The sequence below is a fragment of the Curtobacterium sp. Csp2 genome (assembly GCF_013347165.1).
In genome coordinates this window covers 1,342,456-1,359,673 of the sequence record NZ_CP054593.1, presented here as the reverse complement: position 1 = coordinate 1,359,673, position 17,218 = coordinate 1,342,456, and the positions used below count along the sequence as shown (strand labels likewise).

Below are 17,218 nucleotides of genomic sequence, written 5' to 3'. Positions count from 1 at the left end.
CTCCTCGCCAGTCGCGTGCACGTCCGTGCAGGTCGCCCGGAGCGCTCAGCCGCCGAGCACCTCCTGCTCGAGCCGTCTGACGAGTGCCTCGAGTCCGTCGGCCACCGCTGGCGCGGCGAACAGGAAGGACCGGGTCCCGCCCGCGTCCCAGATGCGGACCGTGGCACCGGCCTCGGCCGCGACGACCGCGCCCCCGGCCATGTCCCACGGGTTGATCCCCCGCTCGTAGTAGGCGTCGACGGTCCCGGCGCCCACAGCGCAGCAGTCGAGCGACGCTGCTCCCCCGCGTCGGACGTCCCGCACCTCGCCGATGAGCCCGGCGAGCACGGCGACCTGCTCCCGACGACGGTCCGCCGTGTACCCGAAGCCGGTGGCGACGAGCGTCTCGGCGAGCGACGCCGGCGTCGCCACACGGAGCGGCACCCCGTCGCGGGTCGCCCCGGCGCCGACCGCGCCGCGGAAGACGGTGCCGGTCGCGGGCTGCACCACGATGCCGGCGACGGGCTCCCACGTCGTCGGGTCCGGCTCCCCGCGGACGACGCCGATGCTGACGCCGTACGCGTCGCTGCCGTAGAGGTAGTTGACGGTCCCGTCGATCGGGTCGACCACCCACGTGAAGCCGGAGCTGCCGGTCCCCGAGCCGGACTCCTCGCCGTGGAAGCCGTCGTCGGGACGGTCCTCGGCGATCCGGCGGCGGATCAGCGCTTCGACCTCGCGGTCGGCCGCGGTGACGACGTCGACGATGCTCGACTTGCGGTCGGCGACCTCGACCCCCTCGGCACGACGACGGGCGGCGAGGGCGGCCCCTTCGCGTGCGATCGACTCGGCGAGGTCGGCGAACTGGACTGGGGTGAGCGTGTCGGACACGACCCCAGCATGCCGGAACGCGATGCATGCCGGAACGCGATGCGTGCCGGAACGCGATGCCTGCCGGAACGCGAACGGCCCCGTCCGAGGAGGACGGGGCCGGTTCATCGAGTGGCGAGTGAGGGATTCGAACCCCCGAAGGCTACGCCGGCTGATTTACAGTCAGATCCCTTTGGCCGCTTGGGTAACTCGCCATGTGCGCACCCGGCTCGTGTGATCACCAACCGAAGGCGCTCCAAGAGCATAGCGGATCACCGGGGGTGGTCGTGACCACCGCCCACCGCAGCCGACGTGCCGGACCCGAACCGTGCCTCCCGTCCGCCGTTAGGCTGTCCGGCATGGCAGACAGTTCCTTCGACGTGGTGAGCAAGGTCGACAAGATGGAGGCGGAGAACGCCGTCAACCAGGCAGCCAAGGAGATCGAGCAGCGCTACGACTTCAAGGGCGCCGCGGCCTCGATCGCGTTCAGCGGCGAGGACGTCCTCATCAAGGCGAACTCCGAGGAGCGCGCGAAGGCCGTCCTCGACGTCCTGCAGACCAAGGCGATCAAGCGCAACATCAGCCTGAAGAGCCTGGACGCCGGCGACCCCTTCGCCTCGGGCAAGGAGTACCGCATCGAGGTGAAGTTCAAGAACGGCATCGAGCAGGACGTCGCGAAGAAGATCGGCGCGTTCCTCCGCGCGAACGCCCCGAAGAGCGTGAAGAACCAGATCCAGGGCGACGAGCTGCGCGTCTCCTCGAAGAGCCGTGACGACCTGCAGAACACGATCCAGCTCCTCAAGGGTGAAGAGTTCGACGTGCCGCTGCAGTTCATCAACTTCCGGTAGCGCCGCGCCCCGTGGAGCACTGGCTCAGCGTCGCGATCACCGTCCTCCTGGTCCTGCTGGACCTGGCGATCCGTGTCTTCTCGATCATCTACGTCCCGTACAACCGGAAGCCGCAGACCGCGACCGCCTGGCTCCTCGCGATCTTCCTGATCCCCTACATCGGGTTCATCGTCTTCCTGGTGATCGGGTCGACGAAGCTGCCGAAGGCCCGGCGCGAGAAGCAGACGGAGATCAACGCGTACATCCTCGAGCAGACCGAGGGCATCGAGCGCGTGCGGCGGGACCACCCGTGGCCGCCGTGGCTCGAGAGCATCACGAAGCTCAACCGCGAGCTCGGCGCGATGCCCCTGGTCGGCGGCAACTCCGCGGAGCTCTACCCGGACTCGTACGAGTCGGTGCAGGAGATGACCCGCGCGATCGACCAGTCGCGTCGGTTCGTCCACGTCGAGTTCTACATCGCCACGATCGACGACACGACGCGGCCGTACTTCGAGGCCCTCGCCCGTGCCCAGGCCCGCGGTGTGACGGTGCGGTTCCTCCTGGACCACTGGGCGAGCCGCGGCTACCCGGGCTACAAGGACACGCTCGCGTTCCTCGACCAGGCCGGCATCGAGTGGCACCTCATGCTCCCCCTGCAGCCGCTGCAGGGGAAGTTCCAGCGCCCGGACCTCCGGAACCACCGGAAGATCATGGTCATCGACGGCTCGGTCGCGTTCACCGGGTCGCAGAACCTCATCGACCCGTCCTACGACCTGCCGTCGCACATCGAGAAGGGCATGGTCTACAAGGACCTGTTCGCCCGCTTCGAGGGTCCGGTCGTCGCCGGCCTCAACGCCCTGTTCGTCACCGACTGGTACAGCGAGACGGACGAGCTCCTGCTCCGCGAGAGCGACCCGGTGCAGCGCGCCGACCGCGGGGACGCCCTCGACTGCCAGGTGGTCCCCTCCGGCCCCGGGTTCGACGGCGAGAACAACCTGCGTCTGTTCAACGCGCTGCTCTACTCCGCGCAGGAGAAGGTGTCGATCACGTCCCCGTACTTCGTGCCGGACGACTCGATGCTCTACGCGATCACGACGACGGCGCAGCGCGGGGTCGAGGTCGAGCTGTTCGTCGGCGAGATGGGCGACCACGCGATGACGTGGCACGCGCAGCGCTCCTACTACGAGGAGCTCCTGCGCGCCGGCGTGAAGATCTGGCTGTACCGCGCCCCGACGATCCTGCACGCGAAGCACTTCACGATCGACGACGACGTGTCCGTCATCGGGTCGAGCAACATGGACATGCGGTCGTTCAGCCTGAACCTCGAGGTCTCGGTGATGGTCCGCGGGAGCCGGTTCGTGGACGCGCTGCGCGGTGTGCAGGCCGCCTACAAGGAGGCCTCGTTCGAGCTCACGTTGGACGCGTGGCTCGAACGTCCGCGCCGGTCCCAGGTGCTCGACAACGTCGCGCGGCTGACGGCAGCCCTGCAGTAGGGCCGGCCGGGAGGCACGGTGCGGGTCCGCCCCGCCGGGCCCCTCCGACGTCGATGCGGTTCCGGCACCCTGGGCTGGTCAGCGAGCGTCCGGCACCAGTCGGGTGAGCCGCGCCACGAGCCGCTCGAGCGGGCCGCGTCCCAGGAACGTCCGCCACGTCATCGCGAACAGCACCGAGCCGACGGCGAACCAGCCCCACGCGGTCGCGGACTCAGGGTACTCGGGCAGCGCCGCGATGACGACGAGGTGGCCGGCGTACACGGTCAGCGGCATCGACCCGACCGCCGCGAGCGGGAACGCGACCCGGGCGACCGTCCGACCACGTCCGTCGAACACGAGCGTGCACAGGGCGACGACCGCGACGGCGATCCCGGCCGTCGCCACGACGTCCACGACCGAGGACGAGTGGTCCCGGGGCGACGCGAAGTACTGCGCGAGCACCTGCCCCGGTGTGCTGTCGTCCGGAGCGTACGGCAGCCCCGGGAACGCGTACTCGGCGTCCGCCGGGACCGGGGCGACCAGGTTCCCGACCACGTAGGCGGTGGCGGCGACCAGCGCGCCGGACGCGAGGAGCAGGACCTGCCGGACACGATCCTCCAGTCCGCTCCTGGCGACCGCGAGTCCGACCAAGACGTACGCCAGGAACGTGACCACGGGGTAGACCAGCCCGAGCTGCACCCCGAACATGCCGGCGTCCGCGTAGAGCGGGACGACCGCGAGGGCAGCCACCGGCGACGCGAGCGCACACACCGCGGCGAGCACGAACAGCCACCGTGCGCGCAGCCGCAGGACCGGCACGACGAGCAAGAAGAGCGCCCCGTAGGTCGGCAGGATGACGTAGACGGGCGTGTCGAGCGCCATGAGCAGCAGCCCGATCGCGACCACGACGACCGCGCGGACCGCGAACCGTGCGCGGACCCGGCCGATCGCCGGCGGTCCGGGCGGAGTGGTGCGGCCGCTGGTCAACCCGATCGACACCCCGGCGAGGACCGCGAACAGCGTCGACGGCCGGCCGTTCACGACGGCGGACCACGTCGCGCCGTCGGCCCAGTCGAACGCGTCCGCGACGCCGCCGACGTGCGCGGCCATCATGCCGAGCAGCGCGAGGGCCCGCGCCACGTCGACGCCCTGCAGCCGTCCGGGCGCGACGAGCACGCCCCGCATCGCGGCGGGCGGTGCGGGGCGGGCGGTGGTCATCGCGGTGCGGGGAGCGCGGTGGTCGTCGGGGCGGTCAGCTCGTCGGCTGGTCGACGCGACGGAGCGACACGTCGACCATCTCGTCGCGCGGGACGACCTTGATGCGCTCGCGACCCTCGGCGCCGCCGAGTGCCTGCTCGTGCTCGTCGAGCGCGTGCCAGCCGTCGAGGTCCGTGAACTCCACGCCGCGCTCGCGGAGCAGCGCCGGGACAGCCTCGGGCGACGGGTCGGCCGGGCTCCACCACGACGCCTGGTCGGTGACGATGTGCTGGACGGTCTCCATCGCGTCGGACTTGGTGTGTCCGATGAGCCCGACGGGTCCGCGCTTGATCCAGCCGGTGGCGTAGATGCCGGGGAGCTGGTGGCCGTCGGCATCGAGGACCTGGCCCTCGTGGTTCGGGATGACACCGGTGCGCTCGTCGAACGGCACGCCCGGCAGCGGGGACCCGAAGTATCCGACCGCGCGGTACACGGCCTGCACCGGGAGCTCGCGGACCTCGCCGGTGCCCTCGACCCCGCCGAGACCGTCGGGGCGGGTGCGCTCGTAGCGGATCGCCGTGACGTGGCCGTCCTCGCCGACGAGCTCGAGGGGCTTCGCGTAGAAGTGCAGGTGCAGGCGGCGGCTGGCGGTGCCGGTCTCGCGCTGGCGCCACTGCTCGAGCACGCGGTTCATCACCATGACCTGCTTGTTCGTGGCGATGGCGGTCTTCGAGGCCTCGTCATGGTCGAAGTCTTCGTCGTACACGACCATGTCGACGTCGCGGAGCTCACCGAGCTCGCGGAGCTCGAGCGGCGTGAACTTCACCTGCGCCGGACCGCGGCGGCCGAAGACGTGCACGTCGGTGACGGGGCTGGCCTTGAGGCCGTCGTAGACGTTCGCGGGGATCTCGGTCGGCAGCAGGTCGTCGGCGTGCTTCGCGAGGATGCGGGAGACGTCGAGGGCGACGTTGCCGTTGCCGATCACCGCGACGCTCTCGGCCTCGAGCGGCCAGGTGCGCGGGACGTCCGGGTGCCCGTCGAACCAGCTGACGAAGTCCGCCGCGCCGTAGGAGCCCTCGAGCTCGACGCCGGGGATGTCCAGGTCGGCGTCCTTGATCGCGCCCGTCGAGAAGAGCACCGCATGGTAGTGCTGCTGCAGGTCGTCGAGCGTGATGTCCTCGCCGAACCGCACGTTGCCGAACAGCCGGACGACACCGCGGTCGAGCACGTCTCGCAGCGCGTTCACGATGCCCTTGATGCGGGGGTGGTCCGGTGCGACGCCGTAGCGGACCAGGCCGTACGGCGCCGGCAGCTGCTCGAACAGGTCGATCGAGACGTCGAAGCCGCGGGCCTCCCGCAGCAGGATGTCCGCGGCGTAGATGCCGGCGGGACCGGCGCCGACGATGGCGAGTCGGAGGGTGGTCACTGGTGTCTCCAGTTCGTTCGTGCGGGGTGCTGCCGGGGGTGTCGGCTGGTGTGCCGGCGAGGTCATCGGCTCCGCTCGACGACCGACTCGGCGAAGCGGGTGAGTGCGCGCTTCACGGTGCCGTCGGGCAGCGGGGCGAGGGCCTCGACGGCTTCCTCTGCCCAGCGCACGGCGACGGCGCGCGTGGCGGTGGTCGCCTGGTGCGCCCGGAGCGCGGCGACCGCTGACTGGTACGGCGTGGAGTCGACGGCGTCGTCCGGGGCGTCCTTGACGTCGCGTTCGATGCGGCCGAGCAGCGCGGCGGCCTCGGCGTCGTCACCCGCGAGTCGGCGGAGCTGGAGCAGGGGCAGGGTGTCGACGCCGGCGCGGAGGTCGTTGCCGGCGATCTTGCCGGTCTTGTCCGTCGCGGGCGCCAGGTCGATCACGTCGTCGACGAGCTGGAACGCGACGCCCACCTTCTCGCCGAAGGTGCCGACGGCGTCGAGGTACGCCCGGTCGGCGCCCGAGAACATCACACCGGCTCGGGCCGCGGTGGCGATGAGCGAGCCGGTCTTGTCGCTGAGCACCTGGATGTAGTGCTCGACGGGGTCGTCCTCGGGCTGCGGGCCGGTGGTCTCGTGGAGCTGCCCCATGCAGAGGCGCTGGAAGGTCTCGGCCTGCATCCGGATGCCCTCGGTGCCGAGGTCCGCGGTGATGAGGCTCGCACGGGCGAACAGCAGGTCGCCCGTCAGGATGGCGACGTTGTTGCCGTAGGTCACGTGTGCCGCGGGGACACCGCGGCGCACCGGGGCCTCGTCCATGACGTCGTCGTGGTAGAGCGACGCGAGGTGCGTGGTCTCGATGCTCACCGCGGCCTTGACCACGGCGTCCGTCACACCCTGGCCGAGCTGCGCGATGAGGAGCGTCAGCGTCGGACGGATCCGCTTGCCACCGGCCGACAGCAGGTAGCGGCTCGTCGTGTCGGCGAGGGTGTCGGTGGACCGCATCGCGACCTCGAGCTGCTCCTCGACGAGCTCGAGACCGTCGTCGACGGCGGTGATGAAGCGGCGCTCCGACGGCGTGGCGAAGAGTCGCTCGCCGATGCCCAACGACGCGCGGAGACTCGGTGCGCGACGTGCGACCGGGACGCTCGGGTTCAAGTGCTGCTCCGTGTTCGGGGGTGGGGGCCGTCAGGCGTCCGTGCCGGGCTGCTCGGCGCCGGGGTCGACCACGCTGGGCTGCTCGCCCGTGTGCTGGTGCTCCCGACGGGCCTTGGCACGGCGGGCCACCGACTCGCGGACGGTGCCGGCGACGGGCTTCCGGCCGCGGTGCAGCGCGACGATGCCGGCGGTCAGGTTGCGGTGCGCGACCATCGTGAAGCCGACGCCGCGCAGCCACTGGCTGAGGACCTGCTGATCGGGCCAGGCCTCGATGGACTCGGCGAGGTAGCGGTAGGCGGCCGGGTTGCTGCTCGACAGCCGCGCGATGCCTGGGAGCACGCGCTTGAGGTAGGCGCCGTAGCCGAAGCGCAGCAGCGCCATCGGCGGGGTGGAGAACTCGCAGATCACGACGCGACCGCCGGGCTTGAGCACCCGGAGCATCTCGGTGATGGCCTGCATCGGGTCGTTCACGTTGCGGAGGCCGAACGAGATCGTCACGGCGTCGAACGAGTCGTCGTCGAAGGGCAGCTGCTCGGCGTCGCCCTCGACGAAGGTGATCTCGGGGTGGCGCTCACGCCCGACGGCGATCATGCCCGCGGACAGGTCGAGCGCGGTGACCTCGGCACCCTTCTTGGCGAGGGCAGCAGCGCTCGTGCCCGTGCCCGCGGCGATGTCGAGGACGCGCTCCCCCGGCTGCGGGTCGACCGCACGGACCGTCGCGACGCGCCACAGCGGGGCGTTGCCCGCGGACAGGATGTCGTTCGTGAGGTCGTACTTCGCGGCGACGTCGTCGAACATGGCCGCCACTTCAGCCGGCTGCTTGCTCAGGTCCGCTCTGCTCACCGCACCATCCTAGAGGTCGCGCCCGAGGGTGTCCCCGACGCCGGGCCGGGGCCCGTGCACCCCGTCCGCGCGTACGATCGGTGCGTGACCCGAACCACCACGGCGGCTCCCACGCTCACGGTCTCGACCCGCATCCTCGACGATCCCGGCGACGTGCTGCGGCACACCCTGCGGGACGCTCCGCTCGCGTTCGTGCGGGGCGGCGACGGCATCGTCGGGATCGGCGAGGCCCTGCGCTTCGAGTTCTCCGGACCGGACCGGATGCGCGACGCCGCCGCGGTCTGGCGGGACGTCGTCGGCAGCGCCGTGGTCGACGACCCGGTGCAGCTCCGCGGGACCGGGCTCGTGGCGTTCGGCTCCTTCACCTTCGCGGACGACTCCGCCGAGCGCAGCGTGCTGGTCGTCCCCCGGGTGGTCATCGGCAAGCGCCGCGGCAAGGCATGGCTCACCGCCGTCGACACGACCCCGGACCCGGCTCCGCTCGCGTTCACCCGGACCTCGGTCCCGGTGCCCGCCGTGGGTTGGCACGTCTCGGTCGCCTTCGGCCCCGGCCGGGTCGACGAGGACACCTACGCCGCGAACGTCGCCGAGGCCGTCCGCCGGATCACCGCGGGCCGCGCCGAGAAGGTCGTGCTCGCGCGCGACCTCGTCGGGACCCTGCCGGACGGCGCCGACCGCCGGGCGATCCTGCTCGACCTCGCCGCCGCCTACCCGCAGTGCGTCACCTTCGCCGTGGACGGGCTCGTCGGAGCCACGCCCGAGACGCTCGCCCGGACGGACGGCACCGAGCTGTCCGCTCGGGTGCTCGCCGGCAGCGCCGCACGCGGGACCGACCCGGTGTCCGACCGCGCCGCCGCCGAGGCCCTGGCGTCGAGTGGGAAGGACGTCGAGGAGCACGGCTTCGCGATCGCGAGCCTGCTGGCGGCGCTCCGACCGATCGCCACCGACCTGCGGGCCGACCCGGAGCCGTTCCGGCTGCAGCTGCCGAACCTCTGGCACCTCGCGACCGACGTGCGCGCGACGCTCCCCGCCGGGACGACCTCGCTCGACGTCGCCGACGCGCTGCACCCGACGGCCGCGGTCGCCGGGACGCCGACCGACGTGGCCGTGCGGCTCGTCGCCGAGCTCGAGGGCGTCGACCGGGGCCGCTACGCCGGACCCGTCGGCTGGCTCGGGGCTAACGGCGACGGCGAGTGGATGCTCGCGCTCCGCAGCGCTCGCATCGAGGACGACGGGACCGTACGCGCCTGGGCCGGCGCCGGCATCGTCGCCGGCTCCGACCCGGCGCGCGAGGTCGCCGAGACGGCGCTCAAGTTCCGCCCGGTGCGCGACGCCCTGGCCTGAGCGCGGCGGCGGGGAGACCGATCCGCGCGTCGGGTGCCGATCCGCGCATTGAAGACCGATCCGCGCGTGGGCAGTCGTTCCTTCCGGCCTCCGACGCGCGGATCGGCTTCCCATGTCGGGTGCGATGGGCAGGAACGTCACCCGCGTGACCGCCCCCGGACGGGAGGATCGTGGCGGGCCCGCACCGTGCCTCCCGTCCGGTGCCACCCGGCCACACGGCGGACGCGAGACGCCCGCGTCCGCGCGAGACGCACCGCCACACGCGAGACGCCCCCGGATCCGGCGGCGTCTCGACGCGACCGGTCCGTCTCGACGAGACGAGACGAAAGCGCACGAGCGGGTGCCAGCCCGTCAGCCCAGCGGCACCTCGACGACCAGCCGCTCCGCAGGGTCGGTGAGCACAGCCTCGAGGTCACCCCACGTCGCCGCCCGCCGGTACGACCACCCGAGCCCGGTCACCACGCGCTCGACGTCCACCTGCTGCGGCGTCGTCATCATCCGGCGCATGTCCTGCTCGGGCGTGGTCGCGGCGACCTCGAGCCCGCGGAAGATCGCGCCCCCGCCGTCGTTCCCGACCACGACCTGCACGCGGTGCCGCCGCTCCTCGGTCCCGGTGACGAACGCGCCGAGGTCGTGCAGGAACGTCAGGTCCCCCACGAGCACCCGCGTCGTGCCGATCGAGTCCGGTGACCGGTCCAGCGCCGCCGCGATCCCGAGCGCCGTCGACACCGTGCCGTCGATGCCCGCGAGCCCGCGGTTGGCGTGCACCCGGAGCTTCTTGCCGGCGACGTGCGCGTCCGCGACCCGGATGAGCTGCGAGGCGCCGAGCACGAGCCGGTCGTGCGGCCACGTCGCACCCCAGACCGCCTCGACGAGCATCTCGCGGTCGACCGCGCGGCGGCGCAGCGCGACCTCGTCGCGCAGGAATCGGTTGCGCTCGGTCCGGTCGGCGGACCGCTTGGCGTCCAGGTCCGGACCGGCGTCGCCGTCGCCGAGGAGCGCGCGGCTCGTCGCCACCCAGCGCCCCACCCACGCCCGGTGTGCCGGGGTGGTCCGGCCCGTCACGCGGACGTCGGACACGAAGGTGGTCTCGGCGGACGGACGGGAGGCACGGGCCGGGTCGTACGGGTCGGCCCCCGGTCCGCGGACCACGACCGTCTCGACGTCGTCGCGCTGCAGGAGCGCGGGGACCTCGCGGCTGAGCGTGGGGTGGCCGAGCACGACCGCGCGGCGGACCGCACCACCGAAGTCGGCGTCGCGGAGCAGGTCGCGGTAGGCGACGACGAGGTTCCGCCCGAAGCGCGCTCCGCTCGACACCTCGGCCAGCAGCGGCGCACCGAGCTCCCACGCGATCCGCTCGGCGTCCTCGCCGGCGTCGTGTCCTGCGACGACGACGGTCCCGGGGACCTCGTCGGGCGCGAGCTCCGCGACGGGCAGGTCCGTGTGCACCCGGCGCCGGGCGTGCTCGAGGTCGACCTCGTCGTCGGCGACGCCCTGGACGTCCTCGGCGCGGAGCCCCGCGGACAGCGGCTCGCGGAAGGCCACGTTGAGCTGGACCGGACCCGGCTGGCCGGCGTGGCCGGCGGCGACGGCGACGGCCTCGCGCGCGAGGGACCGGACGGCGTCCTGGTCGACCCCACCCGCGGTCGGCGCCTGCACGTCCCGCACGAAGGCGACCGCAGGGCCGAACAGCCCGGGCTGCACGGTCGTCTGGTTGCTGCCGATGCCGCGGAGCTCGTCCGGACGGTCGGCGCTGAGCACGACCATCGGTACACCGGAGTGGTGCGCCTCGAGCACGGCGGGGTGCAGGTTCGCGACGGCGGTGCCCGAGGTCGTCACGACCGCGGCGGGCCGGCCGCTCTCGACGGCGAGCCCGAGGGCGAAGAACCCGGCGGTGCGCTCGTCGAGCCGGACGTGCACCGTGACCCCGCCGGCCCGTTCGAGGGCGACGGCGGCGAGGGCGAGGGCCTGCGAGCGTGAACCCGGACTGACGACGACGTCGGTGACGCCGGCGCGCGCGAGGGCGCTGAGGAGCGCGAGGGCGAAGTCGGTCGCCGGGCTGCCGGATCCCGTGGCGCCGTCAGCGATCGGCGGGGCCGTCGTCGTCACGCTCGTGGAACTGTTCTTCGAGGTCTCGGAGGGTCTCGTCGTCCTGGTCCTTGTCCGTGCGGTGGGGCTCGGGAGCACGGGGGCCGCCGAGGAAGTCCGGGTCGTCTTCGGGTCCACGGTAGCGGGGGCCCGGGCCGCTGGCCGTCGGTGCCCGGCCGAGCAGGAACCACAGCACGGCGCCGAGGACGGGCAGGACGAGCACGAGGAGGATCCACCAGCCCTTGCGGAGCGACCGGATGCGCTGCCGGGGCATGGTCGCGCAGTCGATGACCGCGTAGACCGTGAAGGCCACGGCGGCGACGACGACGATCAACCACAGACGGACCATGGACGGAGTCTAGGTTCGGCGCCTGGGATGCGCCTGCCCGTCAGCCGCCGTGCGCCGTGGGGTCCGTAGACTCGTCGGGTGAAAGCGTGGCTCGTCTACACCCTGGCCCGGCTCGGCATCTTCGCCGTGGCCCTCGTCGTCCTGTTCGTGATCGGTCTGCCCTGGTACTGGGCGACGATCGGTGCGGCGCTCATCGGCCTGCTCGTCTCGTACATCGCGCTCCCGGGACTGCGCGGCCAGGTCACCTCGAGCCTCGCGTCCCGTCGGACCCGCAAGGAGCACGACGCGGACAGCGACTTCGAGGACGACTTCGTCGACGCCGCCGACTCCGACTCCCCCGCGCCGCGTCCGGTGTCCGATGCCGAGCGGCACGAGGTCCGTCGGGAGTCCGGCGAGGAGTGACTCGCCGCCACCGGCCGGGCCCGGCGCCGCTCGGGCCTGACCGCCCCAGCGGCCGCTACGGCTGGACGGCGAGCGTGACGCCGAGCACGACGCCGTAGGCCAGCGACGCGAAGGACGACAGCTGGAGCGCGGTGATGAGCTCCCGCGGCTTCCGCGACGACACCCCGATCGCCAGCGCCGGCAGGGCCAGCAGCAGCGAGAAGTACGCGAAGCCGGTCCGGAAGTACAGCAGCGTGAACCAGAGCAGCGCGACGTAGGGCAGCAGCAGGAACAGCGCGAAGAGCACGCGGGCCACCGGACGGCCGACGACGACCGCGAGGGTGCGCTTGCCCGCCTGCTGGTCCTCGTCGATGTCGCGGATGTTGTTCACCATGAGGACCGCGCACGCGAACAGGCCCGCGGCGACGGCGGCCGCCCAGCCGCTCGTCGTGACGGCACGGATCTGCACGAACTCGGTACCGAGCACGGCGACGAGCCCGAAGAACACGAAGACGAACACCTCGCCGAGGGCGTTGTACCCGTAGGGCCGCTTGCCCCCGGTGTAGAACCAGGCCGCGACGATCGCGGCGGCGCCCACGAGCAGCAGCCACCACAGCCCGGTGAGCACGACGATGACGAGACCCGCGACCGCGGCCAGGCCGAAGAACGTCAGCGCGACGGTGAGCACCGTGCGCGGCTTCGCGAGCCCGGCCCCGGTCAGACGTGCGGGTCCGACGCGGAACTCGTCGGTGCCCCGGACACCGTCCGAGTAGTCGTTGCTGTAGTTCACGCCGATCTGCAGGAACAGCGCGACCGCGAGGGCGAGCAGCGCCACGACGAGGTGGTGGTCCTTCGCCAGGTACGCGCCGAAGTCGCCGGGTTCGCCGCTGTCGACGAACGCGACGCCGGTTCCCAGGACGACTGGGACGACACCGAGCGTCAGGGTGCGCAGGCGCGCCCCGCCGATCCAGTCGCGTGCGGTCGCGCGCCGCTTCGTGCGCTGCGGCGCAGCGGCCTTCGCGGGGTTGCCGCTGCGGCGCTTCGCCGGGGTCGTGTTCTTCGTACGTGCCACGGCCGACCATCGTACCGACGTCGACCGGGAGGCACGGCGCACCTCCCCCACGCCGGTCCGGTCCGTCAGGTGGCCCGGCCCGTCAGGACGGGGGTCCGTCAGCTGGCGGGGTCGGCGAGCGCCCGCACCGCCCGGCGGTCCGGCTTGCCCGACGCGAGCATCGGCACGCGGTCCACGACGACCACGTCGGCGGGCCGGGCGGCCCGGCCGAGGGCGTCGCCGACGACGGCGCGCACGGTGGCCAGGTCGAGCGACCGCTCCGTCACGACGACGGGCACCTCGCCCCACTCCGCGGACGCGCGGCGCGTCACCACCGCGCTCTCCTGTCCGGCGATGCCGCGCACGATCCGTTCGACCGCACCGAGCGGGACCTTCTCACCACCGGAGATCACGACGTCGTCGAGCCGCCCGAGCACGCGGACGCGGCCGTCCTCGACCTGCCCGGCATCGCCCGTCCGGTACCAGCGGAGGCCGTCGCGCTCCGTGAAGGTGCGCGCCGTCCGCTCGTCGTCGCCGAGGTACCCCTCGGCGAGCACCGGCCCGGCGAGCAGCAGCTCCCCGTCGTCGACCGCGGCCCGCACCGGCCCGAGGGGAACGCCGTCGTACACGCAGCCGCCGCTCGTCTCGCTCGCGCCGTAGGTCGTGACGACACGGACGCCGGCGGCACGGGCACGCTCGCGGAGGGGCACCGGGGTTGCCTGCCCGCCGACGAGCACAGCGTCGAGCGTCGCCGCGGCCGCGGTCGCCCGGGGGTCGTCGAGCACCCGCGCCAGCTGCACCGGGACGAGCGAGGTGTAGCGTCGCGGGTCGGCCGGACCGACGTCGAGCCGGTCCACCGCGTCCGCGAAGGCCGCGGGGTCGAAGTGGCCGACGGGCAGCACGACCGGGGTCGTCCCGGCGGTGATCGACCGCGTCAGGACGTTGAGGCCGGCGATGTAGTGCGTCGGCAACGCGAGGAGCCACGCGCCCGGTCCGCCGAGGGCCGCGTCCGCGGCCGCCGCACCCGCGAGGACGGCGTCGGACGACAGCGCCACCCGCTTGCCGGTCCCCGTCGAGCCGCTCGTCTCGACGACCAGGGCGACCCGCTGCTCGACGTGGGACGGTGGTGCGGTCGGCAGGGCCGGGGCGTCCTCCGCGACGGGGAGCAGCGCGGGGCCGCCGGCGAGCGCTGCCTCCAGGCCGCGCAGCACGGCCGACGGGTCGGACGCCCCCAGCGCGACCAGCGGGCGGGCCATCAGAAGTGCCAGGGGAAGGCGGTCCAGTCGGGCTCGCGCTTCTGCAGGAACGAGTCGCGGCCCTCGACCGCCTCGTCAGTGCCGTAGGCGAGGCGCGTGGCCTCGCCCGCGAAGACCTGCTGGCCGACCATCCCGTCGTCCACCGCGTTGAAGGCGTACTTGAGCATCCGGATCGCGGTCGGCGACTTGCCCAGGATCGTCTCGCCCCACGCGATGGCCTCGCGCTCCAGGTCGGCGTGCGGCACCACCTTGTTCACCGCACCCATCTCGTGGGCGCGCTGGGCGGAGTACTCCTCGGCGAGGAAGAAGACCTCGCGCGCGAGCTTCTGGCCGATCTGGCGGGCGTAGTAGGCGCTGCCGTACCCGCCGTCGAACGAGCCGACGTCGGCGTCGGTCTGCTTGAACTTCCCGTGCTCGGCGCTCGCGATCGTCAGGTCGCAGATCGCGTGCAGCGAGTGCCCGCCGCCGGCCGCCCAGCCCGGGACGACCGCGATGACGACCTTCGGCATCATGCGGATGAGACGCTGCACCTCGAGGATGTGCAGGCGGCCCATCGACGCCTGCGCCGCGGCGGGGTCGACGCCCTCGGGCGGGGCACCCTCGTCGCCGACGTACTGGTAGCCGCTTCGTCCACGGATGCGCTGGTCGCCGCCGGAGCAGAACGCCCACCCGCCGTCCTTCGGGCTCGGGCCGTTGCCGGTGAGCAGGACGACGCCGACGCGGGGGTCCTGGCGGGCGTCGTCGAGGGCGCGGTACAGCTCGTCGACCGTGCGGGGACGGAAGGCGTTCCGGACCTCGGGTCGGTCGAAGGCGACGCGGACGATGCCCTGCGACACGTGCTTGTGGTACGTGATGTCGGTGAAGTGCTCCGCGACCGGAGCCGCGGTCCAGACGTCGGGGTCGAACAGGTCGGAGACGGGGGCGGGCATGCCTCCACCGTATCGCCGGAGCCCGGGCGGGCGGTCGTGCTCGTGCTGGTGGTGCGTCGGGCCGCGTCGTGGTCGTGGTGCGTCGTGCTCGTGGTGCGTCGTGCTCGTGGTGCGTCGTGCTCGTGGTGCGTCGGGCCGGTCACATGGTGGTGAGCGCTTCGGGCGCCACCACCACCAGCAGGACGATGAGGATCACCGGGTTCGCGAAGAACGCCAGGACGACCCCGATCGCGCCGTACCAGCGGCCGAACGACCCGACCGCGGCGACGAAGCCGAGCACCGCGGCGATCAGCGTCAGGAACACCACGACGAAGCAGATGCCGAACGCGAAGGTGGTGTCGCCGCCCATGAACACCGCGAAGGCGCTGGCGTCCACCGCAGCCGAGACGATCGCGAGGCCGAGGGCGATCTTGCCGGCCATCGGGTTCTTGCGCCGGCGGGCCCGCTGCGCGAGGGTCCGGGCGTCGACGGTGTTGCGCTGCATGAGGCGCTCGAAGTCGCTCGTGCCGCTCCCGGCCGGACGGGCGCCCACCCGCTGGTTCGCGGTCCCGCGGGCCTGCTTGCCCTGCGCGGCTCGGAGCTGCTTGTCCGGCGCCGTGCGGACCTGCTTGTCCTGCGTCGTGCGGACCTGCTTGTCCTGCGTCGTGCGGGTCGGTGCGGGGGCGGATCGCCGCTGCGCGCTCGTCGCGGGCGCGGCCGCTCGCTGCGCGCGCTGCTGCGGTTCCGGCGGCACCGGCCCTCCATTCGTCACAGGGTGCGTCGCGGTCATCGCCGCGACGTCGTCCACGTGCACGCGGTCGGTCACGTGGTGCACGTGCGTCGGCGCTGGCCGACCGTCGCATGCTAATGGCCGGCCCTGGCGGTCCGCTCCGAGGAACCGGCGGACGCGCTGGACGTGTCCGGACCGTGACCTGCGGCGGGGCCCGAGCGCGCTCGCAGTCCCTGCGGGAGGATGGAGCGTGCTCCCCGACCTCGCCGACCTGACCGCCGACGCCCACGTCGTCGCCCTGCCGATGCGGGTGCGCTTCCGCGGCATCACCACCCGCGAGGCCCTCGTGCTCCGCGGCCCCGTCGGTTGGACCGAGTTCTCGCCGTTCGTCGAGTACGACGACGCCGAGGCCACCGCGTGGCTCCGCGCGGCGATCGACTTCGGCTGGAGCGACCACGAGCCGGCGGCCGACTCCGTCCCGGTGAACGCCACCGTCCCGGCCGTTCCCGCCGACCGCGTCGCCGAGGTCCTCGCCCGCTACCCCGGGTGCACGACCGCGAAGGTGAAGGTCGCCGAACCCGGGACGACCTTGGAGGACGACGTCGCCCGGGTCGCCGCGGTCCGTCGTGTGATGGGTCCGGACGCCGCCGTCCGGGTCGATGCGAACGGCCTGTGGACCTTCGACCAGGCTGTCCGGGCGCTCGAGCACCTCGCACCCCTCGACCTGCAGTACGCCGAACAGCCGGTCCGGACCGTCCCCGAGCTCGCCGACCTCCGCCGCCGGACCTCCGGGCTCGGGGTCGCGATCGCCGCCGACGAGAGCGTCCGTCGCGCCGCCGATCCCCTCGCGGTGGCACGGGCCGGCGCTGCCGACGTCCTGGTCGTGAAGGCGCAGCCGCTCGGGGGCGTGACCGCTGCGCAGCGGGTCGTCGCGGAGGCCGGACTGCCCTGCGTGGTGTCCAGCGCGCTCGACACCTCTGTCGGGCTCGGGATGGGGGCGTTCCTCGCGGCTGTGGCGATGTCCCCGGGCTACGCCGCCGGCCTCGGCACGGCGGCGATGTTCGAGGCCGACGTGACCGCGACTCCGCTCCTGCCGGTCGGCGGGCGCGTCGCCGTCCGGCGGGCCGAGGTGTCGGTCGAGCTGCTCGAGCGGCACGCCGCGGCCCCGGAGCGCCGGGCGTGGTGGCTCGGCCGGCTCCGGCGGACGCACGCCCTGCTCGCCGCGGCCTGACCCGCGGGCGGCGGCGCGTGCGCCCTTGTGGCGCGCCGAGCGGGCGCCGAGCGGGCCACATCTGGGCCGCTCGACGTCGCCCGGCGACGGAATGCGCCCGCGCGGCGAACGCGCGCGGCGTGTCCTGCCC

At 73.1% G+C, this 17,218-nt stretch carries 16 protein-coding genes and 1 tRNA gene; 5 read left to right on the top strand and 12 right to left on the bottom strand.

Features of this window, described 5'->3' with window-relative positions; all coding sequences use genetic code 11:
* Positions 1-45 precede the first annotated feature (45 nt).
* Both HUN59_RS06810 and HUN59_RS06805 read right to left on the bottom strand, forming a co-directional pair.
* Positions 46-867: an inositol monophosphatase family protein gene (locus HUN59_RS06810; RefSeq protein WP_174777929.1), complete on the bottom strand. Its 822-nt coding sequence runs from the start codon at positions 865-867 to the stop codon at positions 46-48.
* Between the two features lie 112 nt (positions 868-979).
* Positions 980-1,061, bottom strand: a tRNA-Tyr gene (locus HUN59_RS06805).
* 144 nt (positions 1,062-1,205) lie between these two features.
* On the opposite strand from HUN59_RS06805, the gene HUN59_RS06800 reads away from it, so the two are divergent.
* Complete coding sequence (locus HUN59_RS06800; protein WP_174777928.1) at positions 1,206-1,694, top strand: YajQ family cyclic di-GMP-binding protein; 489 nt, start codon at positions 1,206-1,208, stop codon at positions 1,692-1,694.
* An 11-nt stretch (positions 1,695-1,705) separates the two neighbouring features.
* Positions 1,706-3,166: a cardiolipin synthase gene (gene cls / locus HUN59_RS06795; protein ID WP_144804360.1), complete on the top strand. Its 1,461-nt coding sequence runs from the start codon at positions 1,706-1,708 to the stop codon at positions 3,164-3,166.
* A gap of 78 nt (positions 3,167-3,244) precedes the next feature.
* On the opposite strand, the gene HUN59_RS06790 is transcribed toward cls, so the two are convergent.
* The 4 genes from HUN59_RS06790 to HUN59_RS06775 all read right to left on the bottom strand — a co-directional run bounded on the left by HUN59_RS06790 (position 3,245) and on the right by HUN59_RS06775 (position 7,750).
* On the bottom strand, positions 3,245-4,363 hold the full coding sequence (locus tag HUN59_RS06790) for a heparan-alpha-glucosaminide N-acetyltransferase domain-containing protein (RefSeq protein ID WP_174777927.1): 1,119 nt from the start codon (positions 4,361-4,363) through the stop codon (positions 3,245-3,247).
* Positions 4,364-4,397: 34 nt separating this feature from the next.
* Positions 4,398-5,768: an FAD-dependent oxidoreductase gene (locus HUN59_RS06785; protein ID WP_058743335.1), complete on the bottom strand. Its 1,371-nt coding sequence runs from the start codon at positions 5,766-5,768 to the stop codon at positions 4,398-4,400.
* Positions 5,769-5,830: 62 nt separating this feature from the next.
* A complete protein-coding gene (locus HUN59_RS06780) occupies positions 5,831-6,907 on the bottom strand; it encodes a polyprenyl synthetase family protein (protein ID WP_058743334.1) in 1,077 nt (358 codons plus the stop codon).
* 30 nt (positions 6,908-6,937) lie between these two features.
* Positions 6,938-7,750, bottom strand: a complete 813-nt coding sequence (locus HUN59_RS06775) for a demethylmenaquinone methyltransferase (protein ID WP_174777926.1) — start codon at positions 7,748-7,750, stop codon at positions 6,938-6,940.
* Between the two features lie 84 nt (positions 7,751-7,834).
* Between HUN59_RS06775 and HUN59_RS06770 the strand changes: the two genes are divergently transcribed.
* Positions 7,835-9,094 (top strand): isochorismate synthase, encoded by a 1,260-nt coding sequence (locus tag HUN59_RS06770; RefSeq protein WP_174777925.1) that lies wholly within the window; start codon positions 7,835-7,837, stop codon positions 9,092-9,094.
* Between the two features lie 351 nt (positions 9,095-9,445).
* Here HUN59_RS06770 and menD read toward each other — a convergent pair whose 3' ends face one another.
* Positions 9,446-11,203: a 2-succinyl-5-enolpyruvyl-6-hydroxy-3-cyclohexene-1-carboxylic-acid synthase gene (menD, locus tag HUN59_RS06765; protein WP_058742575.1), complete on the bottom strand. Its 1,758-nt coding sequence runs from the start codon at positions 11,201-11,203 to the stop codon at positions 9,446-9,448.
* Complete coding sequence (locus tag HUN59_RS06760; protein WP_174777924.1) at positions 11,175-11,531, bottom strand: PLDc N-terminal domain-containing protein; 357 nt, start codon at positions 11,529-11,531, stop codon at positions 11,175-11,177. The genes menD and HUN59_RS06760 overlap by 29 nt, the downstream gene beginning before the upstream one ends.
* A gap of 78 nt (positions 11,532-11,609) precedes the next feature.
* Here HUN59_RS06760 and HUN59_RS06755 point away from each other — a divergent pair, with 78 nt between their 5' ends.
* A complete protein-coding gene (locus HUN59_RS06755; RefSeq protein ID WP_174777923.1) occupies positions 11,610-11,933 on the top strand; it encodes a DUF4229 domain-containing protein in 324 nt (107 codons plus the stop codon).
* 55 nt (positions 11,934-11,988) lie between these two features.
* Here HUN59_RS06755 and HUN59_RS06750 read toward each other — a convergent pair whose 3' ends face one another.
* The 4 genes from HUN59_RS06750 to HUN59_RS06735 all read right to left on the bottom strand — a co-directional run bounded on the left by HUN59_RS06750 (position 11,989) and on the right by HUN59_RS06735 (position 15,953).
* Positions 11,989-12,984, bottom strand: a complete 996-nt coding sequence (locus HUN59_RS06750) for a 1,4-dihydroxy-2-naphthoate polyprenyltransferase (protein ID WP_174777922.1) — start codon at positions 12,982-12,984, stop codon at positions 11,989-11,991.
* Between the two features lie 98 nt (positions 12,985-13,082).
* On the bottom strand, positions 13,083-14,219 hold the full coding sequence (locus tag HUN59_RS06745; RefSeq protein WP_174777921.1) for an AMP-binding protein: 1,137 nt from the start codon (positions 14,217-14,219) through the stop codon (positions 13,083-13,085).
* Positions 14,219-15,148: a 1,4-dihydroxy-2-naphthoyl-CoA synthase gene (locus HUN59_RS06740; RefSeq protein ID WP_174777920.1), complete on the bottom strand. Its 930-nt coding sequence runs from the start codon at positions 15,146-15,148 to the stop codon at positions 14,219-14,221. Before HUN59_RS06740 ends, HUN59_RS06745 begins: the two co-directional genes overlap by 1 nt.
* Before the next feature lie 139 nt (positions 15,149-15,287).
* A complete protein-coding gene (locus HUN59_RS06735) occupies positions 15,288-15,953 on the bottom strand; it encodes a hypothetical protein (protein WP_174777919.1) in 666 nt (221 codons plus the stop codon).
* A gap of 154 nt (positions 15,954-16,107) precedes the next feature.
* Between HUN59_RS06735 and HUN59_RS06730 the strand changes: the two genes are divergently transcribed.
* Positions 16,108-17,088 carry an o-succinylbenzoate synthase gene (locus tag HUN59_RS06730; RefSeq protein WP_174777918.1) on the top strand — a complete coding sequence of 327 codons (981 nt, stop codon included), beginning with the start codon at positions 16,108-16,110 and terminating at the stop codon, positions 17,086-17,088.
* Positions 17,089-17,218 lie beyond the last annotated feature (130 nt).

What these genes read in the sequence shown, in the direction of transcription:
- HUN59_RS06800 (WP_174777928.1), top strand. Translation starts at nt 1,206, where the DNA reads ATGGCAGACAGTTCCTTCGACGTGGTGAGCAAGGTCGACAAGATGGAG.
- HUN59_RS06790 (WP_174777927.1), bottom strand. Translation starts at nt 4,363, where the DNA reads ATGACCACCGCCCGCCCCGCACCGCCCGCCGCGATGCGGGGCGTGCTC.
- HUN59_RS06760 (WP_174777924.1), bottom strand. Translation starts at nt 11,531, where the DNA reads ATGGTCCGTCTGTGGTTGATCGTCGTCGTCGCCGCCGTGGCCTTCACG.
- HUN59_RS06745 (WP_174777921.1), bottom strand. Translation starts at nt 14,219, where the DNA reads ATGGCCCGCCCGCTGGTCGCGCTGGGGGCGTCCGACCCGTCGGCCGTG.
- HUN59_RS06740 (WP_174777920.1), bottom strand. Translation starts at nt 15,148, where the DNA reads ATGCCCGCCCCCGTCTCCGACCTGTTCGACCCCGACGTCTGGACCGCG.